This is a genomic window from Phyllobacterium sp. (assembly GCF_037994425.1).
Taxonomy (GTDB): domain Bacteria; phylum Pseudomonadota; class Alphaproteobacteria; order Rhizobiales; family Rhizobiaceae; genus Phyllobacterium.
This window is the reverse complement of the sequence record NZ_JBBNAM010000244.1, coordinates 1-23,495: the sequence shown is the minus strand read 5'-3', so window position 1 is coordinate 23,495 and position 23,495 is coordinate 1. Positions and strand designations below refer to the sequence as shown.

At 58.6% G+C, this 23,495-nt stretch carries 24 protein-coding genes and 2 pseudogenes; 11 read left to right on the top strand and 15 right to left on the bottom strand.

Translation table 11 applies throughout. From position 1 onward, the window contains the following. The 4 genes from AAAB35_RS17050 to AAAB35_RS17035 all read left to right on the top strand — a co-directional run. The coding region (locus tag AAAB35_RS17050; protein ID WP_340669476.1) for a transporter substrate-binding domain-containing protein at nt 1–231 on the top strand (231 nt) is incomplete at its 5' end. Between the two features lie 126 nt (nt 232–357). Then, on the top strand, nt 358–1,071 hold the full coding sequence (locus tag AAAB35_RS17045) for an ABC transporter permease (RefSeq protein ID WP_340669475.1): 714 nt from the start codon (nt 358–360) through the stop codon (nt 1,069–1,071). After that, nucleotides 1,068–1,904 carry an ABC transporter permease gene (locus AAAB35_RS17040; RefSeq protein ID WP_340669474.1) on the top strand — a complete coding sequence of 279 codons (837 nt, stop codon included), beginning with the start codon at nt 1,068–1,070 and terminating at the stop codon, nt 1,902–1,904. The genes AAAB35_RS17045 and AAAB35_RS17040 overlap by 4 nt, the downstream gene beginning before the upstream one ends. Nucleotides 1,905–1,934: 30 nt before the next feature. After that, the gene (locus AAAB35_RS17035) at nt 1,935–2,555 is read left to right on the top strand and encodes a glutathione S-transferase (RefSeq protein WP_340669473.1); all 621 of its coding nucleotides are present in this window, start codon (nt 1,935–1,937) and stop codon (nt 2,553–2,555) included. Nucleotides 2,556–2,567: 12 nt separating this feature from the next. Here AAAB35_RS17035 and AAAB35_RS17030 read toward each other — a convergent pair whose 3' ends face one another. Beyond that, complete coding sequence (locus tag AAAB35_RS17030) at nt 2,568–5,027, bottom strand: penicillin acylase family protein (protein WP_340669472.1); 2,460 nt, start codon at nt 5,025–5,027, stop codon at nt 2,568–2,570. 62 nt (nt 5,028–5,089) lie between these two features. Here AAAB35_RS17030 and AAAB35_RS17025 point away from each other — a divergent pair, with 62 nt between their 5' ends. Continuing rightward, nucleotides 5,090–5,959: an NAD(P)-dependent oxidoreductase gene (locus AAAB35_RS17025; protein WP_340669471.1), complete on the top strand. Its 870-nt coding sequence runs from the start codon at nt 5,090–5,092 to the stop codon at nt 5,957–5,959. A gap of 16 nt (nt 5,960–5,975) precedes the next feature. Here AAAB35_RS17025 and AAAB35_RS17020 read toward each other — a convergent pair whose 3' ends face one another. The 4 genes from AAAB35_RS17020 to AAAB35_RS17005 all read right to left on the bottom strand — a co-directional run bounded on the left by AAAB35_RS17020 (nt 5,976) and on the right by AAAB35_RS17005 (nt 8,521). Continuing rightward, entirely contained in the window at nt 5,976–6,455 is a 480-nt protein-coding gene (locus tag AAAB35_RS17020; RefSeq protein ID WP_027231714.1) for an Lrp/AsnC family transcriptional regulator, read from the bottom strand. 190 nt (nt 6,456–6,645) lie between these two features. Continuing rightward, on the bottom strand, nt 6,646–7,269 hold the full coding sequence (locus AAAB35_RS17015) for a uracil-DNA glycosylase family protein (RefSeq protein WP_340669470.1): 624 nt from the start codon (nt 7,267–7,269) through the stop codon (nt 6,646–6,648). Nucleotides 7,270–7,271: 2 nt separating this feature from the next. Next, a complete protein-coding gene (locus AAAB35_RS17010; RefSeq protein WP_340669481.1) occupies nt 7,272–7,883 on the bottom strand; it encodes a glutathione S-transferase in 612 nt (203 codons plus the stop codon). Continuing rightward, nucleotides 7,880–8,521, bottom strand: coding sequence for a thermonuclease family protein (locus AAAB35_RS17005; RefSeq protein ID WP_340669469.1), 642 nt, complete (start codon nt 8,519–8,521; stop codon nt 7,880–7,882). The genes AAAB35_RS17010 and AAAB35_RS17005 overlap by 4 nt, the downstream gene beginning before the upstream one ends. 157 nt (nt 8,522–8,678) lie before the next feature. Between AAAB35_RS17005 and AAAB35_RS17000 the strand changes: the two genes are divergently transcribed. Further along, complete coding sequence (locus tag AAAB35_RS17000) at nt 8,679–10,199, top strand: HAMP domain-containing sensor histidine kinase (protein WP_340669468.1); 1,521 nt, start codon at nt 8,679–8,681, stop codon at nt 10,197–10,199. Nucleotides 10,200–10,287: 88 nt separating this feature from the next. Beyond that, nucleotides 10,288–10,734: a DoxX family protein gene (locus AAAB35_RS16995; protein ID WP_340669467.1), complete on the top strand. Its 447-nt coding sequence runs from the start codon at nt 10,288–10,290 to the stop codon at nt 10,732–10,734. Between the two features lie 34 nt (nt 10,735–10,768). Here the strand turns inward: AAAB35_RS16995 and cobT are convergent, their stop codons facing one another. Beyond that, on the bottom strand, nt 10,769–11,788 hold the full coding sequence (cobT, locus tag AAAB35_RS16990; protein WP_340669480.1) for a nicotinate-nucleotide--dimethylbenzimidazole phosphoribosyltransferase: 1,020 nt from the start codon (nt 11,786–11,788) through the stop codon (nt 10,769–10,771). Nucleotides 11,789–11,913: 125 nt separating this feature from the next. Between cobT and AAAB35_RS16985 the strand changes: the two genes are divergently transcribed. Genes AAAB35_RS16985 through AAAB35_RS16975 form a run of 3 tightly spaced genes read left to right on the top strand, consistent with a single transcriptional unit; the run spans nt 11,914 to nt 13,643 of the window. After that, nucleotides 11,914–12,681 carry an adenosylcobinamide-GDP ribazoletransferase gene (locus AAAB35_RS16985; RefSeq protein WP_340669466.1) on the top strand — a complete coding sequence of 256 codons (768 nt, stop codon included), beginning with the start codon at nt 11,914–11,916 and terminating at the stop codon, nt 12,679–12,681. 18 nt (nt 12,682–12,699) lie between these two features. Further along, entirely contained in the window at nt 12,700–12,933 is a 234-nt protein-coding gene (locus AAAB35_RS16980) for a DUF1289 domain-containing protein (protein ID WP_340669465.1), read from the top strand. Between the two features lie 5 nt (nt 12,934–12,938). Next, on the top strand, nt 12,939–13,643 hold the full coding sequence (locus AAAB35_RS16975; protein ID WP_340669464.1) for a TIGR02281 family clan AA aspartic protease: 705 nt from the start codon (nt 12,939–12,941) through the stop codon (nt 13,641–13,643). 6 nt (nt 13,644–13,649) lie between these two features. Here AAAB35_RS16975 and AAAB35_RS16970 read toward each other — a convergent pair whose 3' ends face one another. The 3 genes from AAAB35_RS16970 to AAAB35_RS16960 form a co-directional block, all read right to left on the bottom strand. Next, entirely contained in the window at nt 13,650–14,123 is a 474-nt protein-coding gene (locus AAAB35_RS16970; RefSeq protein ID WP_340669463.1) for an SRPBCC family protein, read from the bottom strand. 55 nt (nt 14,124–14,178) lie between these two features. Further along, nucleotides 14,179–15,216: a tRNA dihydrouridine(20/20a) synthase DusA gene (dusA, locus tag AAAB35_RS16965; protein WP_340669462.1), complete on the bottom strand. Its 1,038-nt coding sequence runs from the start codon at nt 15,214–15,216 to the stop codon at nt 14,179–14,181. Between the two features lie 912 nt (nt 15,217–16,128). After that, on the bottom strand, nt 16,129–17,052 hold the full coding sequence (locus tag AAAB35_RS16960) for a dihydrodipicolinate synthase family protein (RefSeq protein WP_340669479.1): 924 nt from the start codon (nt 17,050–17,052) through the stop codon (nt 16,129–16,131). A gap of 195 nt (nt 17,053–17,247) precedes the next feature. Between AAAB35_RS16960 and AAAB35_RS16955 the strand changes: the two are divergent. After that, nucleotides 17,248–18,307: pseudogene (locus AAAB35_RS16955) on the top strand (porin). 62 nt (nt 18,308–18,369) lie between these two features. On the opposite strand, the gene phnN reads toward AAAB35_RS16955, so the two are convergent. The 6 genes and pseudogenes from phnN to AAAB35_RS16925 form a co-directional block, all read right to left on the bottom strand. Continuing rightward, the gene (phnN, locus tag AAAB35_RS16950) at nt 18,370–18,999 is read right to left on the bottom strand and encodes a phosphonate metabolism protein/1,5-bisphosphokinase (PRPP-forming) PhnN (protein ID WP_340669461.1); all 630 of its coding nucleotides are present in this window, start codon (nt 18,997–18,999) and stop codon (nt 18,370–18,372) included. Then, complete coding sequence (locus AAAB35_RS16945; RefSeq protein WP_340669478.1) at nt 18,996–20,135, bottom strand: alpha-D-ribose 1-methylphosphonate 5-triphosphate diphosphatase; 1,140 nt, start codon at nt 20,133–20,135, stop codon at nt 18,996–18,998. The genes phnN and AAAB35_RS16945 overlap by 4 nt, the downstream gene beginning before the upstream one ends. A gap of 1 nt (nt 20,136) precedes the next feature. Next, nucleotides 20,137–20,844, bottom strand: a complete 708-nt coding sequence (locus AAAB35_RS16940) for a DUF1045 domain-containing protein (protein ID WP_340669460.1) — start codon at nt 20,842–20,844, stop codon at nt 20,137–20,139. Between the two features lie 81 nt (nt 20,845–20,925). Further along, nucleotides 20,926–22,257 carry a phosphonate ABC transporter, permease protein PhnE gene (gene phnE / locus AAAB35_RS16935; protein ID WP_340669459.1) on the bottom strand — a complete coding sequence of 444 codons (1,332 nt, stop codon included), beginning with the start codon at nt 22,255–22,257 and terminating at the stop codon, nt 20,926–20,928. Further along, a complete protein-coding gene (gene phnE, locus AAAB35_RS16930) occupies nt 22,254–23,225 on the bottom strand; it encodes a phosphonate ABC transporter, permease protein PhnE (RefSeq protein ID WP_340669477.1) in 972 nt (323 codons plus the stop codon). Before phnE (AAAB35_RS16930) ends, phnE (AAAB35_RS16935) begins: the two co-directional genes overlap by 4 nt. A 72-nt stretch (nt 23,226–23,297) precedes the next feature. Then, a pseudogene (locus AAAB35_RS16925) lies at nt 23,298–23,495 on the bottom strand (phosphonate ABC transporter substrate-binding protein); the annotation flags it as partial.

Genomic DNA, 23,495 nt, shown 5'->3' with positions numbered 1-23,495 from the left:
GTCCTCGGTCAGTGGCTCGACAGCGATGCCGGCTCCTGCTGCAAGCTGCTCGGCACGATCGAGCCTGACGTGTCGATCCACGGCCCTGGTGCCGGCGTGACTGTGAAGAAAGGCAACACCGCCCTTGCTGACAAGTTCACCGCTGCGATCGCAGCCATTCGCAAGAATGGAAAGTACAAGGAAATCAACGACAAGTATTTCAAGATCGACGTTTACGGCGGCGAAGATTGAACCGCTTTGAATTGACTTGACAAAAGCGAGTGGCGGCGGCCGCCGCCACTCGTTAAACTTCAAAGAATGACGGGCCGGCCGAGCTAAAGGGCCTTGGGGAATTGCCCGCGAACCAGAAAGTTGCCTATGGAAGGCTCAATAGCATTACTCGGGTTTGGCGAGGGCGGATGGGGCCCAAGCATAGCCAGCGGTGTTCTCGTAACGGTCAGCCTGGCACTGGCAACCCTGCCTGTCGGGTTGGTGATCGGGTTCTTCGTTGCCCTCGGCAAGCAATCATCGGAGCCATCCGTCAAGCTTGCCTCCAACATGTACACCACCATTTTCCGCGGCCTGCCGGAACTGCTGACGTTGTTCGTGGTCTATTTCGGCGCGCAGATCGGCATTCAGAAGCTGGCGCAGTTGGTCGGTTATACCGGCACGGTAGAGATTAATTCGTTCATCGCCGGCATGTTTGCCCTTGGTGTCGTCTTTTCGTCCTACGCCAGCGAGGTGTTCCTCTCGGCGTTTCGGGCAATCCCGAAAGGTCAGTATGAAGGCGGCTACGCCATCGGCCTTTCCAACGGACAGACGATGCGCAAGGTAATCCTGCCGCAGTTGATCCGCATCGCATTGCCCGGGCTTGCCAACCTCTGGATGATCCTGCTCAAGGACACGGCGCTTGTCTCTGCCATCGGGCTAGCCGACATCTTGCGCCAAACCGGTGTTGCGGCGCGCGTCACCAAGCACGCCTTCCTTTTCTTTGGCACGGCCTGCATGATCTACCTTGTCCTAGCGATCGTTTCATCATTCTTCATTGATGGTGTCGAGCGCTGGGCGGCCAAGAGTGGAGCAAAGCGATGACGCAAAGCTTCATCAATGCCAGCACACCGACGACAATGCGCCCGCCTGCGCCGCCCCGGAAATGGACGAAGCCGCGAATAGTTGGACACCTGTTGGTTGGACTATGGGCCGCCCTTATCCTTGGCCTGCTCGTTTATCTCTACACGGCCTGGAATCCTGAACTCATCGGCAAATATGGCCCGAGCTACATGGCGGGTTTGAAAACAACCATCGGCCTCGTGACCTCGTCGATCATCCTCGGCGCGATACTCTCGATACCGGTGGTCCTCGGACGGCTGAGCAAAAACAAGATCATCGCCTCGCTTGCCTATGCCTATGTCTATTTTTTCAGAGGGACTCCGCTGATTGCGCAGGTCTTTCTGATCTATTACGGCCTGGGTTCGTTCAAGCCGTTTCTGGAAGCGATCGGCCTGTGGGTTTTCCTGCGTGAAGCCTGGTACTGCGCACTTCTTGCCTTTTCGCTGAATACAGCTGCCTATCAGGCGGAAATCTTGCGCGGCGCCATCAGGAGCGTTCCGCTCGGCCAATGGGAAGGTGCAGCATCGCTCGGTGTCTCGAAGTTCGTCACTTTCCGCAAGGTCATCCTGCCCCAAGCGCTGATCGTTGCGTTGCGCCCCTACGGCAATGAAGTGATCCTCATGATCAAGGGCTCGGCCATCGTCGCACTTATCACTGTCTACGATCTGATGGGTTATACGCGACTTGCCTATTCCCGTACCTTCGACTTCCAGGCATATCTCTGGGCGGCCATCATCTATCTTATTCTTGTGGAAATCCTGCGCCATATCTGGGATTGGATGGAACGGCGCATCACGCGCCACCTGATCCGATAAACACCTCCACAGGAAGAAGTATTTCTGGCCATGCTAAAAATCTGGGGTCGAAAGAACTCGACCAACGTCAAGAAAGCACTATGGGCCGCCGAAGAACTCGGCGTTCCTTATGAGAACATTCCAGCTGGCGGCCCATATGGTGTCGTCTCCGACCCGGACTATCGGGCCAAGAACCCAAACGGCCTTGTGCCGACCCTCGAGGACGACGGCCTCGTGCTTTGGGAAAGCAACACGATCGTCCGCTATCTTGTCGCCAAGTACGGCCAACCGTCACTTTTTCTCGCCGACCCTGCCGCTCGAGCCGATGCCGAACGCTGGATGGACTGGCAGATATCGTCGCTTTCCGGACCGTTCCGCGACGTGTTCTGGAACGTCGTTCGCCTTCCACCGGAGCAGCAGGACCAGACGGCCAAGGAAAGGGGCCTAAAGGACTGCAGCCGCCTCTTCGGAATTGTCGACGCGGCTCTTGCGAACCAACCCTATCTCTCCGGTGAAGAATTCGGCATAGGCGACATTCCGGTTGGCTGCTTCGCGTATGCCTGGCTAGAAATGCCCATTGAAAGGCCAGAGCATCCGCATCTTGCCGCCTGGTATGAACGGCTGAAACAGCGACCCGTCTATCAAAAGGCGGTGATGACATCCCTGACCTGAAGCCCGCGGATTCTACTTCTGCGGCTTCAACCGCCAGATGCCCAGAAGACCATCCTGATAGACGGCTTCGTCCGTCGGGATGGTGATCGCTTCGGTATTCGCCCATTTTTCTGCAAAATCCCGATAATTGGACGAAAAGACATTCCCCGACTGACCTGTCGTCTGGATATAGGTCGAGCGATCGAGGTCGGCGAGATCGAATAGTCCGCGATAGCTCGTACCGTGGGTGACGCGGTACGGATTGATCTCGTCGCCGTATGAGGACTTACCCCGGTCCAGCGTGAAAGCGCCGCCCGAAGCAGGCACGGTGATGTTAAAGAGCCGTTCGAGGGGACTGACCTGCGAGAATGGCCGATGCGCCCCATAGGCGTAATGGAGCACCCCCCAGGTCCACGACTTGCGATCCGATCCAAGACGCGTCTCGAGATCCCTCACTGCATCCTGCAGCGATAACGCCAGAATGTCGCCGCAGCTTTCCTTCTCAGGAGTTCGCCGGTCGTCGCACCAGTCGCGCGCCGGGCTTGGTCCGAGCCAGCGGAGCATAGCGGTAATGTGGGCCTGCCAGTAGGAGGGGAGCGCATCGCCTAGGTCGTCTTCCAGAATGCGCTTGATCGCAATCCGCAGCCAGGCATTGAAGAGCAAGGGCTCGGTGCGGGTGCGGTCTTCCACAAAGTTCCAGCCGCTTAATTGCGTCACCACACCCTGATCGACGTCCGGGCGGTCCTTGATCGCCTGCAGCATCACCGGCAGCAGCGCAGCATAGCCGTTGCTATGGACGTCACCCTGAACCTTGCGATTGGTTTCCAGCGTCTGCTGGTTTGCGCCGTAGACCAATGTCTTGATGCGCTCAAGGCGCCAGGGTTCATCCCAGTCGAACGTGAGAAAATGCGGGTAGTTCGCATCGACAATCTTTGTGTTGGCGGTCGCAAGCACATTCTCGGCGGGGTTATTGACGCGCGGCAGTTCACCATAGGGGATGAAGCCCTTCCAATCATAAATGGCATCCCAACCCGGCGACGGAGCCCGCCCCATGATCTGGTTTGCCGGATCACGTACCGGCACCCTTCCCGGCGCAATCATGCCAATACTGCCATCGACATCGGCGATCACGATGGATTGCATGGGTGTGATGAAATCCTGCATTCCATTTTGGAAATCGCTGACCGTTGCGAAATCCCACAGCCTGAGGCCCGCCGAAATCGTCTTGTCGTCACCTGCAAGCGCGGTCCACGACAATGCCGCGACGGTTCCGTCCGGCATGTAGTGGTCGAGTCCCCGGTAGTCAGCGGGCAAGACGGGGCCATGCCGTGTGACGAGCCGGTCGAAACTGACATTGGACCCGCCCTTCACTTTGATATCCACGCGCTTTTTGTCGAAAGGCCGAAATCCCTGGGGCGTTTGATACTCGTTAGGATTGGCGGGATTGATCCTTTCGACGAAGAGATCCTGAACATCCGAACCCGTATTGGTAAAGCCCCAGCCGAGCCTGTCATTGCGTCCGAGCAAGACCAGTGGCGCTCCCGGCAACGTCACGCCAACAAGATTCTTGACCGCGCCGTCTTTCCCCTTCACCTGCAGATGCGCCAGGTACCAGATGCCCGGCGCGCTCAGGCCAAGATGCGGATCATTGGCGAGAATTGGCTTGCCAGTTGCTGTGCGCGCGCCACCGACGACCCAATTGTTCGATGCCCCTGTGGACATGACGTCGTTCAGGGAGGCGTAGCGGCGCTCGAAATCTGAGGCACCCGCCTTGAGCGTTCCGCTCGAGAGGCCGAGGATCTGCCGTAGATCCGGCAGTGGCGGGGGCGTATCACCGGCAACGGGAGGCTCAAGATCGGTTATCTCCGCATCGCTCATGCCAAGGCGGGCAAATTTCAGACGCAGGACCTCGTCGTCGATATTGGCGCCGAGCGAGACGGACATTAGATTCAAGGTCACGATCACGTCTGCGGCGGTCCACTTCTCCGGCGCATGGCCAAGAATGACGAATTCGGGCGAATATTTCGAGCCGAATGAAGGCGGCGCACTCTCGATAAAAGCATTGATTCCACGCACATAGGCGTCGATCTTGCCACGATCCTCAGCGTCGAGCGCCGCAACCGAGCTTTCGGCCGATTCGTAGAGGCTAATCGACCGGATGAAGCGATCGGTAGAGACGGTCTTGTCACCGAATATCTCCGACAGCCGGCCCTGCCCCGCCACGCGGTTCATTTCCATCTGCCACAAGCGCTCCTGTGCATGGACAAATCCGAGGGCCGTCAGTACGTCCTCGACTGAACTGCCGCTGATATGGGGAACGGCGTTCCCGTCGCGCGTGATGCTGACGGGTGCTGACAGGCCGGCAAGCGTCGCCTCACCTGTCGCCGGTGTAACCGAGCGGGCAAACCAGATATAAGCGAGGACCGAAGCAAGCAATGCTATGGGGATGAGCGAGAAGACAATCCACAATAGGCCTTTGATGATCCGCCGCATTGTCCTAACGTCCCCCAAGCTAGTACTTACACCAGGACCTATCTGACAGAGGAATTTATGCAATGGCAACAGTCGCTTTTATTGGCCTTGGCGTCATGGGCTACCCGATGGCCGGTCACCTGAAATCGCGCGGCGGCCATGAGGTTACGGTATTCAACCGCAATGGCGATAAAGCCAGGAAATGGGCGGAAGCCTTCAATGGCCGCCACGCGCCGACGCCTGCGGCAGCCGCCGAGGGCAAGGATTTCGTCTTTTCCTGTGTCGGCAATGATGATGACCTGCGAACCGTGACCATCGGCGAGAACGGCGCGTTTCACGCGATGAAACAGGGGGCGATCTTCATCGATAATACGACGGCCTCTGCGGAAGTTGCACGTGAACTTGACGCAGAAGCCCGCAGCAGAGGTTTTCACTTTCTCGATGCGCCCGTCTCCGGGGGGCAGGCTGGTGCCGAAAACGGCGCTCTGACGGTGATGGTCGGCGGCGAACCGGACGCGTTCGAGCAGGCAAAGCCGGTCATCGAATCCTTCGCCAAGATGGTCGGCCTGATGGGCTCCGTGGGCGCAGGGCAACTGACCAAGATGATCAATCAGATCTGTATCGCCGGCCTAGTCCAGGGCCTCGCCGAGGGTATACACTTCGGCAAGAAGGCTGGTCTCGATATCGAGAAGGTGATCGAAGTGATTTCCAAGGGCGCGGCCGGATCGTGGCAGATGGAAAATCGCCACAAGACCATGAATGCGGGCAAATACGATTTTGGCTTCGCCGTGGATTGGATGCGCAAGGACCTCGGCATCTGCCTAGCCGAAGCGAATCGCAACAAAGCCAAGTTGCCGGTCACGGCGCTGGTGGATCAATTCTACAAGGACGTGCAGGAAATGGGCGGCAATCGCTGGGATACGTCATCGCTCCTGGCGCGGCTCGAGAAGTAATCGAAACCGGCCAGAATTAGGCCGGCTCTTTCTCGATGCTCATATAATCGAGCGGCAATTCAGTCGTGTACTTGATCTGCTCCATTGCGAAAGCCGAAGAGACATCCCGAATGTCGATCTTGGTGATCAGGCGCTTGTAGACTGCGTCATAGGCGGCGATGTCCGGCACGACCACGCGCAGGAGATAGTCGACGTCGCCGCTCATGCGATAGAATTCAACGACTTCCGGGAAGTCCTGCACAACCTCCGAAAAGCGCTTCAGCCACTCGTTGGAGTGGGAGCCTGTCCGGATCGAAACGAAAACGGTCACCCGCGTATTGACGCGTACAGGATCGAGAATCGCGACGCGGCGCTGGATCACCCCGTCCTCCTCGAGTTTCTGGATGCGCCGCCAGCACGGCGTCGTCGAGAGCCCCACCTTTTTGGCGACGTCCGCTACGGCAAGTGTTGCGTCTTCCTGCAGCAGGCGGAGGATCTTGCGGTCGAGTCTGTCCATGTCTGTCTTCCCCTTACCACGAGCCTGCCGATGGCCGCACAAACAACGCAGTAATCATTTGAATTTGCGCATAAACCGTTCGATTTTGGCTCATGCTCTGGAATGAGATACTTTATGGTCTGATAACCACCGAGCGTACAAGAAAATTATTCCAATCTTTGTAAATCTCAAAAAAATTTCGTGCGCGAATTCAAGAAATTAGATTCTTGACCTTCTCGCGCAGCGCCGGAAGAACGTTATCCGCGAACCATGGATTTTTCTTCAACCACACGTTGTTGCGCCACGATGGATGCGGCAGGGGCAGAATTGCAGGACCTGACTTCGCGGTGAAATAATCCTGCCAGTTCTGAACCGTCTCGGTCATGCTGCGTCGACGGCGCTCGCGCAGGTGATAAGCCTGAGCATACTGGCCGATGGTAAGGATCAGCTCGAGTTGCGGCATGGATCGAAATACTCGGTCGTGCCATATCTCTCGGCACTCCCGTCTGGGTGGCAAATCGCTGCCGTGTGAATCGTAACCCGGAAAGCAAAAGCCCATCGGTACAATGGCAAATTTGTCCGGATCGTAAAACAGGGCGCGGTCGACGCCGAGCCAGTCGCGCAGCCTGTCACCCGACGGATCGTTGAACGGAAGGCCGGTATTGTGCACGCGGATTCCGGGCGCTTGCCCGCAGATTGCGATGCGCGCCGTCGCCGAGACGACGCAGACGGGGTTGGGTTCATTCGGCAAAGGCGGGCCGTAGCGGGGGTCATCACGGCAGATCCGGCACGCCTTTATCCCGGCAGTGAGTGCCGCAAAATCTGTGGCCGGCAATGTCAGGCCCTGGCGCTTGGCCGGCCGGATACCTCAGCTTGCCAGCGACGCAAGTGTCCCATTTCTTCCGGTATCTGCAACTTGGCGGGCTTCAGGAAATCCGTTGCAACGAGCAAGGTAATGTCAGCAATCGAAAAAGCACTCCCGGCAATGAACTCGTTCTGCGCCAGCTGATCGTCCATGATTTTCATGTATTGCAGTGCTTTAGGTCGATTGGCTTCGCCCCAGGCGGGAACCTGCGGTATTTCCCATTCGATCATTGCGGGATGCGTGTGGCGGAAGGCGGCCGTGATTGCGGCCATAAGATAAAGCTCAACACGACGGTTCCACATCTCGACCAGGGCTTTGCCCAACGACCCCGTGCCAAAGAGCGGGGGCTCGGGATACAGTTCCTCAAAATAGCGGGAGATCGCCACGGACTCGGTGAGGATCGTGCCATCGTCGAGTTCAAGAATTGGCAGACGCTGAAGTGGATTGAGAGCCGTAATCCCTGGTGACTTGTGCTCCATTGCTGCCATGTCCACTGGAATCAACGGTACCTCTATGCCTTTCTCGGCAAGGAATATCCGCATCCTGCGCGGGTTGGGCGCTCGCCCTCCATCATACAATTTCACCATAATCCTCCCAATAAGCGGTCGAGCCAAGCGTAGACTTGGTCGGCGATACTTGGCGAACGAATCGTCTCCGTCTCCGCGGGCATTGCCTCATGCTCCCTGCGCCAATCCTGAGGGGTCTCGAACCTGCTGGCCCAAAGACCCTTGTGCGCCCGTGCCGCCTCGGCTTGCGTATCATGATAATCGCCATAGGCGACAGCTTGTCCAGCCTCCACCATGGCCCGGTTGAGATTGGTTTCACCAACATAACAGATCGCAACGCTACGATTATATTTGTCTCGTCCCGATGCCTCGCAGCGCACTTCCCGGCCGCCGACGATTTTTATCAGCGCCTGGCGCGAGATTTTCCCACACGCCGTCTGCGCCGCTCCATCCCCACAATCCTGCGCGAGCTCCGGCGCGTCGATTCCCTTGAGGCGAACATGATTGCCGGCGATAGAGATTGTATCGCCATCGATCACATAGGCCTTGCCGGCGAGCAATTCTGCGGGTGGTCGCATGTTGAGCTTCGCTGCTAGAAGCGCCACCAACGCAAAGAAGATGACCATCAGGGCAAGATCCCAGAACCAGCGCCATCGGGAACGCTGCGTCAAAGAAGGCCGCGCCCATCGGCGGCGATCCCTGCGATAGCCGGTCATTGGCGCACCGAAAAGAGAAATGTCATTCGGCGATCTTGCCTCGTGTAAACCATTCGAATCTCAACAATCGATTTGATCCTCTATTAATCATTTCTGAATACGGTTGCGATGCAATGCTGCCGACAAGTGCAGATTGGGGCCATCTGGAACGAGGCACATGGCATCGCTCGACGCAATCACAGCAGACAAGAACATTGTTGATCGTCGCAAAATGCCGCGAAACAGGGACCTGTCGACTGTCATGCGTGGTGCCCGCGACCAATTGATGGAGCGGGCTGGCGGCAACCACCTCGAGCGCGAACTGCTGTTCATGCATACGCGCGCGCTAATCGTGAATACCGCAACGTTTCCGCTCTTGATCGTCATGATAGCGGGTGTTGGCGTATTCTCCGGCTCCGGCGGCAGCATCATCGTCTGGGCCGCTTTCACGATGGGCCTTTACATGCTCTTCGGGCTCTTCGCGCGCAGGCTCGCAAAGCGAGGCATTGCTAACCGTCACGTCCGCAAATGGCAGATGATCTTTCTCGGCGGTCATTTCATGACCAGCATTGGCTGGGCCTACTTCGCCTTTCTCGACTGCGCGCCGTGCGGCATCAGCTACTATCCGGTGGTCAAGGCCGTCGTGATTATCCTTGCCATGGCGATCACAGCCATCGTCTCTTCCGCCTTGCGGGCTGCCATCCTTGCTGCCTTCACCCTGCCCGTCCTCGCCTATACGCTGCTTGCCGCCAAACATCTCGGCAGTCCGCTTTCCGCCATTATGGTGGTCATGCTGTTTGCCGGCCTCACTTTCTTCTATCTGGTGGCGCTGCGCCTCAACCAATCCGTCGCCATTACTTTGGCGCTGCAGGCGGAAAAGGATGCCCTGATTGCCGAACTCGAGACAGCCAATGCCATGTCGGACGAGGGCCGCAGGCGCGCCGAAGAGGCCAACCTTGCCAAATCGCGTTTCCTGGCTTCGATGAGCCACGAATTGCGCACGCCCCTCAACGCCATTCTTGGCTTTTCCGAGGTCATGGCCAAGGAAGTGCTCGGGCCCCTCGATAATGGCACGTATCGCGAATACGCAAGCGACATCCATGCCTCCGGCGAACATCTCCTCAACCTTATCAACGAAATCCTCGATCTCAGCCGCATCGAGGCGGGCCGCTACACGATCAATGAAGAGCCGCTACACCTTGCCGACATCGCCAATGAATGCATTCACATGATGAAGCTCAAGGCGCGCAACAAGGACATTACGCTGGTTCCGCAATTTGAGAAGGGCATGTTGCGCATCAAGGCCGACGAGCGCTCGATACGCCAGATTGTGCTGAACCTCATGGCGAATGCGATAAAATTCACGCCCACCGGCGGACGGGTTCATGTCAAGGTCGGATGGACGGCGGGCGGCGGCCAATATCTCTCCATCCGCGATAATGGTCCCGGCATTCCGCAGGAGGAAATACACGTCGTCCTTTCGACCTTCGGCCAAGGGTCTATTGCCATCAAGAATGCCGAGCAGGGAACCGGACTAGGTCTCCCCATCGTTCAGGCTCTCGTGAACCTGCACGACGGCCAGTTCCATCTGTTATCGAAACTGCGTGAAGGCACCGAGGCGCTTGCAACATTTCCACGCAGCCGCGTCATCCCCGACGAAGCGAAGCGCAAGAGCGCCGTTCAGCGAAAAGCTGCCTAAAACAGTCAACTTCAATTTATTGTCATTTGCGCGCCCCGCAGCGCACCTGCATTGCTGCGTCCAAGGCAACGAATTCAATGGGAAAGACATGAACGCGAACGGAAACGACCGCCCTCTTTTTGTCCCGGCTCTCGGCCGCGTCTACCAATCGCTCGGCGACCTGTCGGAGACGATCCTCAGGGTGATCGCCGGCGCGGCCCTCGTCGTCCACGGTTCGGCCAAGATCGCCAACCCGTTTGGTGCGGTCGGTATGGTCGAGGGGCTCGGGTTCTATCCGGGCGTATTCTGGTCGCCGCTTCTCGCCGCCACGGAGTTCTTCGGTGGCATCCTCCTCGCCCTCGGGCTGCTGACGCGCCCCGCTGCCTTCGCGACGATGATCGTTCTCATCGTCACGGTCTATTTCCACTGGATCGTCCAGGGACAAGGCTGGGGCGGCTCGGAAAAGTCGATCCTCTGGACGGCGATCCTGTTCTTCTTCGTCATTCGCGGCGCAAGCCGCCACTCGGTTGATGCCAAGATCGGCAAGGAATTCTAGGTAGCGAAAATGGCCCGCTGTCGCGGGCCTATTATCAATCGCGGTTGCTGACGCCCGCCTGATCGAAGGTCGCCATGCCGCTGTGGCAGAGCGCGGCGGCCTTGACGATCCCTGCCGCGAGGGCTGCGCCTGTCCCCTCGCCGAGCCGCATGCCGAGATCGAGGAGCGGCTTCTTGCCGAGTTGTTCCAGAACCTTGCGGTGGCCGGGCTCGGCCGAAACATGCCCGAACAGGCAGTGATCGATCGCCTGCGGATTGGCGCGGTGGAGGATCGCAGCGGCAGCCGTCGCGACATAGCCATCGACGACGACCGGAATTTTTTCCACCCGGCTGGCGAGGATTGCGCCCGCCATGGCGGCGATCTCGCGGCCACCGAGACGGCGCAAGATCTCAAGCGGGTCTTTCAGATGCGATGCGTGGAGGGCAACCGCCGTGCGTACGGCTTCGGCCTTGCGCCGCAGCCCTTCGCTGTCGGCACCGGTGCCGGGTCCAACCCAGTCTTCTGCCGTGCCTCCGTAAAGGCCATGGAAAATTGCAGCGGCAATCGTCGTATTACCGATGCCCATCTCGCCTATGCACAAAAGGTCGGTGCCGCCGGCGATAGATTCCATGCCGAACGCCATCGTTGCCGCGCAGGTCTTTTCATCCATCGCGGCTTCCTCGGTAATATCCGCCGTCGGATACTCAAGCGCGAGGTCGAAGACTTTCAGGCCGAGGTCATAGGCGATGCAGATCTGGTTGATGGCAGCGCCGCCCGCAGCAAAGTTCTCGACCATCTGCGCCGTCACCGATGACGGATAGGGGGAAACCCCTTTTGCCGTAACACCATGATTGCCGGCGAAAACCGCCACCAGCGGGCGTGTGACCTGCGGTCGCGAACGCCCTGTCCAGGCCGCGAGCCATTCGACGATCTCTTCTATGCGCCCGAGGGCACCCGGAGGCTTCGTCAGTGTCGCATCGCGCTTGCGCACGGCAGCAACAGCAGCTTCGTCGGGTCCGGGCAAAGTATCGATGAGCGTGCGGAAATCGTCAAACGGCAGGCCAGTGGTCATGATTGTCCCTTGCGGTCAAGTCTTCATGGCAAATTAGACGTCTCCGTCCTATAAGCGCTGGATTGGAAAACGCAAAGGTCAACACGCGCCACAGAGTGTCGCGGCTTCCGTGAATAGAGGTGTGCGGCATGGAATTGCTCAACGAGACGATGCGGTCGCTCGCCTTCCTGTCGCGTCTGCCGGTTTCGACGCGCTGGTTCCGCGATTACGACGGTTCGCTTGCGGGCTGTGTCCGAAGCTTTCCGATCGCGGGCATTATCATCGCTATGCCCGCCGCCCTTGTCCTGGCCGCAACCTCCGCCCTGCCCGCCTATGCGAGCGCGCTGCTGGTCGTCGCCGTCCTGATCGTAACGACAGGCGCATTGCACGAGGACGGCCTTGCCGATGTCGCTGACGGCTTCTATGGCGGCGGCTCGCCGCAGCGCCGGCTCGAGATCATGAAGGATTCGGCAATCGGTTCGTATGGAACACTCGCCCTTATCCTCAGCGTTCTGCTGCGCACGGCGTTGCTCGCAACGGTTCTCGGCGAACTTGGCCTCCTGCAATCGCTTGCCGTCTTGATCGGCACCGAGGCCGTCAGCCGCGCCGCGCTCGCCAAGTTCTGGCAGAGCCTGCCGTCCGCGCGTGTGGGCGGCGTTGCCGATCAGGCAGGTACCCCCACCGCCGACGCGGCCAATTTTGCCCTTGCGATCGGAGGTGTTGTCCTCGCACTCTCCTTTGGCTTTGCTGCCGGCGTACTGGCGATCGTGGCGGCAGGCGCGATGGCGACACTCGCTTTTCTTGGATTCTCCGCGCTTTGCCGTGCAAAGATAGGCGGCCAAACCGGGGATACGCTCGGAGCCATGCAGCAGTTCGCGACCATTTCGCTGCTGCTTGGGCTTGTCATTGCCCTTTGATCGTACCAAGTGTTGAACATGAGCATCATAGAGTCACCCTGCATCCTCGTTTGCGCCATCGACATGAAGACCGGCTTCTGCTTCGGCTGCGGGCGCACGCGCCAGGAAATCGGGGCATGGTTGGACCTTTCGCCGGAAGATAGGCGCACGATCATGGCCGCACTGCCTTCGCGTCTCGATACGGTTGAGCGGCGTCCGCGCCGCGAAACACGGCGCAGCCGCATGGCGCGCGAACGCGAACAGGAGGCCTGACAAGCATGAGCCGGCTGTTTTGGATCATCATTGCACTTGTTGGCGCGGCCCTGCTACTGCTCATGGCCAACAGCGACAGTGGCTCGACCCTCGGCCTGGCCAATGACGACTTCGCCCGCTTCGCCTATATGGGCATCTGGGGCATTGTGCTCGCCTCTGCGTTGCTCGGCTCCGGCATCCGGCTCAGCCACTTCCTGCGCAGCATGGCGGTCTGGATCATCATCATCCTCGCCCTCGTCGCCGGTTATCAGTATCGCTACGAACTGCAGGACGTTGGCCACCGCATCACGGCGGGCCTTATTCCCGGCAGCCCGATTTCCAATCGGGACGCCGATGGACTCGTCACGGTGACGCTTGCGAAAGCCGAGAACGGGCATTTCGAGGTTCGAGGCGATGTCAATGGCGCCACGGTGCCATTCATGGTCGATACTGGGGCCTCGTCGATCGTCCTCTCTGCCGATGACGCCCGTCGCGCAGGGCTCAATCCCGACAAGCTCGCCTATGCAACCTCGGTCCTGACCGCCAACGGTATGGCAAAGGCAGCCAACGTTACCTTGAACACTATCAAGATCGGGGCGATCGAGCGACGCAACGTCCGGGCTATGGTCATTCAGGATGGCCGCATGGAGGGCAGTCTCCTCGGCATGAACTTCCTGAATTCGCTCAGCGGTTTTTCAGTGCGGGGTGACCGGCTGGTGCTTTCGGACTAATGCCTTTCAACCGCTTTCCACATAGGCGGCAAGCTTTTCAAGCGTCGAGCGTGTGCCTTCCTCATTGTCTTCGCGGCTGATGCCGGGCGGAATGTTTGAACAGGTGATGGTCACCTCGGTGGACTTGCCGAGCGGTTGGAGCATCGTGTCTACGATCATCTCGCCGGAAAAGGACGGATCCGGCGAATCGAATTCGACGGCCCATGTAATCCGGCGGTCACGAACCAGACTCGCAAAGCGACCCCGAAACGTATCGGTTTTTTCGGAACTCTTGCCGCGCGAGGAATCGTCGTCGTCGGGATAGACGAGAGACATGCTGAACGCACCGCCTTCCCGCGCTTCGAACGCGTGGACGATGGCGCGCATCGAACCCGGCGGCAGCCAGGCAGCCACCGCCTCCGGATCGAGATAGGCACGAAAAATAGCCTCGCTGGGTGCATCCACGAGGCGCGATACTGTCGTACTGGCGGCTTCGCTCATGGCCGGACAATATCGAATCGGTGCACGGTTTCCAACCGCGCCGAGGATCGTGAGTTCAGGCAGCCTCGGCGGCGGCGCTGTAGACACCCTCATAGGCGCGGCGGATCACCGAGCTGTCAGCTTCCGCACGATTGGCCTCGGTCGACAGCATCTGCCGCCAGCGGCGCGCGCCCGGAGCGCCATGGAACATGCCGACCATGTGCCGCGAAATGTGCGAGAGCCGTCCGCCTCGCGCGATATGAAAGTCGGCATAGGCGCACATGTGATCGATGATGCTTCCGATCGCCGGCGAAGTGACAGGCTCGCCGTAAATTCTGCGATCGACATCGAGGAGCAGCTGCGGGTCCTGATAGGCGGCGCGGCCGAGCATCACGCCATCGACGTGCCTCAAATGCGATATCGCCTCATCCAGCGAGTGGATGCCACCATTGACGCCGATAAAACGTTCCGGATTTTGCTGCTTCAAACGATAGACCCTGTCGTAATCGAGCGGCGGTATCTCACGATTTTCCTTCGGCGAAAACCCTTTGAGCCAGGCTTTTCGCGCATGCACCCACAAAGCATCGGCGCCGGCTGCGAACACCCGGCCGGTCAGTTCGTCGAGTGCTACTTGCGTGTCCTGGTCATCGACACCGATCCGGCACTTGACCGTCACAGGTATCGTGACCGCCTGCTTCATCGCATCGACGCAGGCGGCAACGACATCCGGTGTCTGCATCAGGCATGCGCCAAACGCGCCGGACTGCACGCGGTCCGAAGGACATCCAACATTGAGATTGATTTCCGTGTAGCCCATGGACTCGCCAATGCGCGCCGCGCTGGCCAGCTTGAGCGGATCCGACCCGCCCAATTGCAACGCAACGGGGTGTTCCGCATCGTCAAAACCAAGGATTCTTTCGCGATTGCCATGGATTGCGGCATCGGCGACGACCATTTCGGTATAGAGCAGCGCACGGCGCGTAAATTGCCGATGCAGCGTCCGGCAATGCCGGTCCGTCCAGTCGATCATAGGCGCGACTGCGAAAATCGGTGTGCCCAATTTCCGTGACTTCTCGTACAAATTCAATTTGATAGCATCATTTTCGCGGTTCATATTTTGGCAGCCGTTTTCAGTCTATTGCATGGCTCCTACAACATTGGCACGGAGAGGCGGCATGTTGTACCAATGGGAACCATAATGTCTCGCCGTCGAAAAGACGGCACAACGGGATATACCGTACAGATCGTCCGTAAGCAAAAGGGCGTTATTATCCATCGGGAGTTTATGGCAAGTGGCCTGACCTGCAGATACGCCATACAAAAGCAAGTCACGCCGGCTGAAGTTGGCCTATCAGCCCATGGAGCGTGCGCTGCCATGATTAATATGTGGTGAAGCGTCGTGGCGTTTCCAATAGCTCTGCAGCCAATTCGTAGGCGAAAACGCCAAGGGCACTGCCCCGAGGACGGCCGAGCATCGTTTTTGGCCGCCTATACTTTAATGTACCCGCGATACACCTACGTATGATTCCATCATGAGAGTTTGCGAGCTATTCTAAATAGAGTAGCGATCCTCCCCCACTCGCTACTCGTTCCCCGCTGACCGCCCAGCCTTTATCTGGGCGGTCTTTTTATGGCCTTAAAATCAACGACGCCCCACGTGAGCAGGGCGCCGTAATTAGGTTATGCTGTCTGGATGATCTGCTTGTCGTCCATCTCGGGAATGCTCTCTGGCCCACCTTGTGCAACAAAGGTCGTATCAAGATGGTACCACATACCAAGTGGGCTGTTGCATGAACTGCAATGTATCACAGTGGAATTGGTCACACCGGTTGGAATGTAAAGATATGTCACCCCGCAGGTTGGGCAGTGTGATTTGAAGTTGAGTCTTTGCGGCATGACGCCCCTCCACGCAATGCGGCTCAAGGATGGTTTGCCTCGGCCCGCTTCTCCCTACATACTATTATTTAGGCACATTGCACCCTGCTTGCGCAAGTGGATCAAGGAGCTTTGATGGGCGCGGCAAGCCTCAGACCTGATCCAATGCGTGAACTGCAGCAATGATCCGCTCTTGATCGGCGGTCGTCAGCGGCAGAATCGGGCGCGGCGGCCGCGTATTCGTGAGGCCCATGGCGTTGGCGGCAGCATGGACAACACGATAGCTGCTCAATTCCTTGAACAGCGCCCAGAGCGGAGCAAAACAGCCATCGATGCGCTCCACTTCAGCGGTATCGCCTGCCTCGGCGGCCCGTGTCAATTTCAGAGACGGTTCCGGCAGCAATCCGGCAACGACGCTATACCAGGCCGCTCCTCCGGCAAGCAGCGCTGCCGGCGCGTTCCAGTCGCCGCTGTACCCGATGGCGAAATCGGACGGAAGCGCAGCTTTGAGCATTTCGTGGGTCGCCCACATCTCTGGCAGGGGCTGCGCCGGGTTCTTCACGGCCACGATGTTCGGCACCGAGGCGAGGCGCTCGAGCAGCGCATTGCCGATCGAAAAGTGCGTGGTGCCGGGATTGTTATAGACACACATGGGAAGGTCAGTTGCGCCAGCAACAGCAGAATAATGCTGGAACACTTCCTCATCAGTGAGCGGCGTATAGGAAACCGGAGCAAGCAGAAGGCCATCAGCACCCGCGGCCTGTGCGTCGCGCGCGAGTTCCTGGGCATCATCCGTTCGCAAGGCCCCGACACTGACGATCATCGGCACACGTCCACCAAGACATTCCGTCGCCGCCTCCATCGCTCGGCGGCGTTCGGCGCGGGCGAGATACATGTAGGACCCCGTGCTGCCGAGAAGTCCGACAGAGTCGACGCCGGCATGGCTCAAACGGTCGAGAAGCCTGCACAACGGATCGACTTCAATGCGACCGTTATCGTCGGCGGGCGTGATAGGAAATGCAGACAAACCATGGAATAGCAAAGCTTTTTTCTCCTTCGCCAGCGCATCAAGCATAGCAGACGGCCACAACAGGCCCAACGTTTTCGAAGGCACCGTATCAGCGGCATAGGCCTCGCGTGTCAAAACCGCAACAGCGATTTCCGAACCGGCGGTTCGATTGCAGAACGATTTTGCCCCTGCGAACGAACAGGAATATCCCTGCTGCGGGGACACGAGCTTTGGTATCAACTTTTGATCGGAGATCCGATAATGAGAATGAAAAGCTTCCTCCTTGGTTCCGCTGCGGCCCTGGTCGCAGTTTCAGGAGCACGTGCCGCGGATGCGGTCGTCGTGGCGGAACCGGAACCCGTGGAATATGTTCGGGTGTGTGATGCCTACGGCATGGGCTTCTTCTACATCCCGGGAACGGAAACCTGTCTGAAAGTCAGCGGTTATGTCCGTTACGACGCTCAAGGTGGTGATGACGTCTATAATGGCGGCGAACTCGGGACGTGGGTCAAGCATACGCGTGCCGAAGTCCGCTTCGACGCCCGGTCGGAACCGAGCTTGGCACGCTGCGCTCCTATATCCAGTCACGTTTTGACTATACCGACGGTACGGATGACGGCGCCAGCATCCCGCAGGCATTCATCGAACTCGGCGGCTTTCGAGTCGGCGTTGCCGATGAAATCTTCGGCGCCTGGAACGGTTACGCCGGCGACATCATCAATGACGACGTGATCAATTACAACAGCTGGCAAAGCAACCAGGTGAGCTACACGTTCACCGGCGGAAACGGTTTCTCCGCCATCGTAGCGGCCGAGCAAGGCTCGGTCCACGACGACTATCCTGACTATGTGATCGACAGTTACATGCCCCATGTGATCGCGGGGGCCAAATATGAACAGAGTTGGGGCACGATCTCCGGCGTCGTCGGCTACGATTCCAATGTCGACGCATTCGCCGCCAAAGCGCGCCTCGATGTGAACATCACGGATAGCTTCAAGGTTTGGGGCATGGGTGCCTACCAGTCCGACTACGACTCAACGCGCGAGGAACGTAACTTCCTGACCCCGTGGCAGGGCGATTGGGCGGCCTGGGCGGGCTTTGCCGCCAAGGTTTCCGACAAGGCAACGATCAACGGCCAAGGTGCGTACGGTCGGAAGGCACCTATGCCTTCGCACTCAACGTTGCCTACGAACTCGTTCCCGGCTTCACGATCACACCGGAAATCAACTACACCAAGTTCGAGGATTACCGCCAGCCGGACGGGACGCTCGTCAATGATGACGCTCTCGGCGGCATTATCCGCTTCCAGCGCAACTTCTGATCATTCGACGCAAAAGTCCGGAGGCGAATGCCTCCGGATTTCACTTCAGACGGCGTCGCGTTTCAGATCTGGTCTGCAATAGCTGCTACGGCTGCGGACCTCTTCAGCATCGCCACAAACGCATCACCGGCTGCCGCCACCGCACCTGAATTGTCGATCGTCACTGCATCTTCAGGATTGCATGGATTGGGTGCGGCCCGCATTAGTCGGCGCTCAATCTCTTCGGCATTTTCACGGCCGCGCGCCGCGAGCCGCGTTGCCAGCACTCCCGACGAAGCGGTGATGTGAACCACCAGAAAATTGGCATAGGCGGCTCTGAGGTCGGGCAGAACGCCGCGAGACACATTGGCGATCGCGACGGTGCCCCGTTCAATCTCGGAGTCGATCGATTTCGGCAGGCCATAGTAAAGGCCATGGGCGACCCAATCGCAGCAGAATGCCCCTGCCTGCTTCGCCGCCAGAAACTGTTCCTCGCTCAATGTATCGTGATCCTCCGCATCGACCGTCGAGGGACGTGTGACGACGCGGCGGACAAAGTGGAAACCCGGCTCGTTTGCAAGCGCGGCGCGGGCGTAGTCGATAATCGTATCCTTACCGGCGCCGCTCGGCCCGACGACCGCAATGAAAGCGCCGTTGCGAAGCGCCGCGGAAGCCGGATTGAGCGCTCGTTCGATCATTGCGGCAGCCATCATACGACCCGGCGGCCTTCCCGCCAGACCGTACGCACGACCGGAATGTGCTCGTCGACACGCACGCGCACGAGATCCGCGCGCTTGCCAATCTCGATGACGCCGCGATCGTCGAAGCCAACGGCCTCTGCCGGATTCTTCGTGACGAGCCGCACGGAGTCAGGCAACGTTATCCCGTCGACTGCTTCGCTCAGGAAGAACGTCGACTGAATGAGGCTGAAGGGGATGTAGTCGGACGAAAGAATGTCGAGGTAACCGTGCTCGACCAATTCACGTGCCGAGACATTGCCCGAATGCGAGCCGCCACGCACGACATTGGGCGCGCCCATCAGGACGGCTAGTCCCGCCCGCTTCGAAGCGGCAGCAGCTTCCAGCGTTGTGGGAAATTCTGCGACATGAATGCCCTGCTCGACCGCTTCCTCCACATGAGCCTCGGTGGCATCATCGTGGCTGGCGAGGACGATGCCACGCTCGCGACAAAGATCGGCCAGCGCCTTGCGCTGCGGCGCCGAATATTCGGCCGACTGGGCCATGCGCTTCTCGCAGAAGAGGTTGAAGTCATGATCATTGAGCTTCAGCTTGCGCTGGTAGTAGTAGGCGTAGGTTTCGAGATTGACGAACTGGCGCTGCCCTGGTGCGTGATCCATCAGGGAAGCAAGGCGCACGCGGCTATCGCCGTCGAAGAACTGGAAACTGGCCAGGCAATCTGGGGCCGAAACCTCGCAGCGCAAATGGAGGTAGTGGTCGGCACGCAGGCGGCCTTCACTGACGCTGTTCTCGATTGCGTCACCGAGCTTGCGCATTTCCTCTGCAGTCATATCCGCATCTTCGTCCATGCCGACGCGTAACGCGTCGAGCACGGTGGTAATGCCGGATGTAGCGATCTGCGCATCGTGGGCAAGTACGGCCGCTATCGGATTCCAGCGCACGCGCGGGCGCGGCGCATAGTGGCCTTCAAGATGATCCGTGTGCAGTTCGACAAGGCCAGGAATAAGATAATCGCCTTCGAAATCCTCGCCACCCGCAGCCGGCCCCTGCGAAATGTCGGCGATCTTGCCGTCACGCACAAGGACAGAGCCCGAGATCACTTCGTCTTCGAGCACGATTTTTGCATTGTTCAAGATCAGGTCGGCGGACATTTCAGGCAGACTTTCTTCGGTTCGTTCCAGCAAGCGGATGCAAAGAGTTGATTTCAAATGGATCTCCGGGCTGAGCCTCGGTGAATAGCGCAAGATTGTTGATCTCGACGGGCTCTTCGAGCACCGGCTCCAGGAATTCGCTCAGAATTCGTTCGATCTTCGGCCGGTCAGGCTCTGGAACGGGCCCGGTAAGCGTCATGTGAAAGCGGAAATCCTCGAACACGTAAGGGTAGCCCCACTGCTCAAGATTGCGTCGCTGGGAAATGGTGAGCGCATCGGGGTTTCGTCGCTTGATATCATGCTCGGTTGGCAGGGCCCGAAAGCGGTCGAAGGCAACGACGATATCGTTCGCCAACTGGTTGAGACCGGCGAGCGGTTCGCTTGGAACGAGCGCAAAGAAGCCATCGAGGCAACTGATCTCGAGCTTCGGAATTTCGATAGGGTTGATGGACGAGGCGAAATGCATCATCGCGGACAGAAGTTCGCGCTCTTCGAAGTCTTCGGCAAGATGGAACGGCGCCTTCAGCGTCGCGTGGAACCCGTAGCGTCGCGGCGATTCAGTGAGCTGCGCAAAATCCGCATTGTCGAGACCACGGATTTGCGGGACCTTGACCGGCTGCCCGCTGAAGGCATTTCTGCCCAGCCAGTTCGCCGCTACTTTGAGAAGCGGATCGCCCGCTGGCGGCGTAAAGTAGATCGCATAGCGCATATCGATGTGATTCCTCAAAAACAGTCTCGCGTTACGCTCCAATTATGACAAGGCTTTGTATCGATGGGGCACAATCTTCATCTAATGCTGTTTCCCCGTCAGGCGCGAGCGCAATGCATTGGATATGTTATCGAAGATAAAGATGACAATGAGAATGAGCACGACCATATAGGCCACATTGTGCCAGTTCGTGTTGGTCCGCATCGCCTCCCAGAGCTTGAGGCCGATGCCCCCCGCGCCGACGGCGCCGATGATGGTGGCCGAGCGCGTGTTCGATTCCCAGAAATAGAGGGCTTGGCTGGCAAAGACAGGCAAGACCTGGGGCACGACGCCGTAGCGCTGCACGTTAGCAGGTGATGCCCCCACGGATTTCACGCCTTCGCGCTGCTTGTCATCGATGTTTTCGAGCGTCTCGGAATAGACCTTGCCGAGGGTCCCTGTGTCGGTGAAGAAGATCGCCGCTATGCCCGCAAGCGGGCCTGGACCGAAGGCGCGGGTAAAGAAGAGCGCCCAGATAAGCATATCAACCGAGCGCAGGAAGTCGAAGAAGCGCTTGGTAATCTGGTTGGCGAAGAAGTTTGGCATGATGTTGCGCGCGGCAACGAAGGCGAGCGGAAACGCGATGATCGTTGCCAACAGCGTTCCGATGAAAGCCATGACGATCGTCTGCAGCAGCTTCGTCCACACGTCACCATGCTGCCAGGATGAGTTGTACCAGATATTGTCGAAGGCAAGTGCGGCATTCGACATTTCCGGCTTGATACGTTCGCCGCTGACGATCATCGACACCACCTCGCCAAACGACTTGTTCCAGAACGGCGACGCGGTGTCGAAGACGAAATTGGCCCAGCCGAGGAAGCGGCGGCTGATCACCACGCGCTCCGGAATGATATCGGCTTGTCCGGCGAAACCGAAATTCACTGTGACCTGATCTTCTTTCAAGGTTGCCCATTTGGGTAGGGCACCCTGCGGCTTTGCGCCGTCCGCTTCGATCAGGATCGTCAGGCTTTCGCTGCCGCGGGTCGCGATTACGCGCTGGTCGTTGATATCGAGCGACTTACTGGAGCCGAAGCGGACCGTAACGTCATTGCCATTCTTGATCACCCAGTCCGGATTGGGCTTATCGCCAAGCTCGGAAAAACGCGGGTAAGAGACAGTCGTCGCGTCGGGGTTCATCCGCACGGTCGCCCTGACCGCATAGGAGATCCAGTCGCGCGCATAGATTTCGGCGCGTTGCCATTGGCCGCTGGCAAGCACGGTGCCGATGGAAAAGAACCACCAGCAGTAGATGACGTAGAGGATAATGCCGGCCGTAATGAAAAGCGGCAGGAAGCGCTTCCACAGCGGCGGGTTGAAGACGTCGGGATGACGGCTCTCGTAATCGGCAATGGCGGCAGCGGACAAAGCGGTCATGACTGTTTGCCTCCGAACGCGAAAGCCTGATTGCCCACGAGACGGCGACGCAGCCAGGCGGAAAACTGGTCGACGGCAATGATGGTCACCAGCAACAGAAGGACAATGGCAAGGGTTTTGGCCTGGTGACCGCGGCCGATCGACAGGCGCAACTCCTCCCCAATGCCGCCCCCTCCGACCGCACCGATGATTGTCGATGCGCGGACATTGATTTCAAGGCGAAGCAGCGCATAGGACATGAAATTCGGCATGACCTGCGGGACGATGCCGAAGCCTACCCGTTCAAACCAATTGGCCCCTGCGGCGCGCAGCCCCTCATCCGGCTTCATGTCCGCGTTCTCGACGACTTCGAAGAAAAGTTTGCCGAGCGCTCCAATGGTGTGGATGCCAACGGCAAACATAGCGGGTATTGCACCGAGCGACAGGATCGCCGCGAAGAAGCCGGCGATGACGATCTCGGGGAATGCGCGCAGGATCTCCATCGTCCGGCGCACGGTGCCGCGGATCAGCCTGTTCTTGACGAGGTTCTTGGCAGCAAGGAAGCAGAGCAGGAAGCCAAAGATAAAGCCGACAAGTGTCGAAAGAATCGCAATATTCAGCGTTTGCAACATCTTATAGAAGTACTCGGGGAAATAGACACCGCCGAACAGATAGACGCGGCCTTCGGGATAGTCATATTTCAGGCTTCCGTCGAAATAGGGTGACGGCAAATCGAACAAAGCACGCCAGACCTCCCAGCCGTCGCGCGGTACAAGATCACCGGCAAAGTCGAAGAAGTGCGGCAGCCGGTCGAAGAATTTGCCGGCGTTCGACTCATTGGCAAACCAGAGCGAGCCTACGACCGCCGCGAGAAGACCGACACCGATCAGCCAGGAGTATGCGCGCCTACGCGTCGCGAGCTCCTGCCAATGACGTTCGATCTCGATGCCATCGGGTGACAGTGTGGTGGTCGTCGCCTGGCTCATCAACCAATCCTCTGCGAGCACAAAATTTCACGGCCAGAACCCGGAGGGACCTGGCCGTGGTCGATAGATAACCTGTTAGCCGCCGATCTGTGCCTTGCGGGCGTCGATGATCGGCTGATAGAATTCGGTGTTCACTTCCGTGTAGCTCTTGAAATCACCGCCCATCGTCGCGGCGAAGCAGGCCGGATCGGTCTTTGGCAGGTTGAGCATAAATTCCTTGAACTTTGCCTTCATATTGCTGTCGAGCGACGTGCGGACAACGATCGGACCATT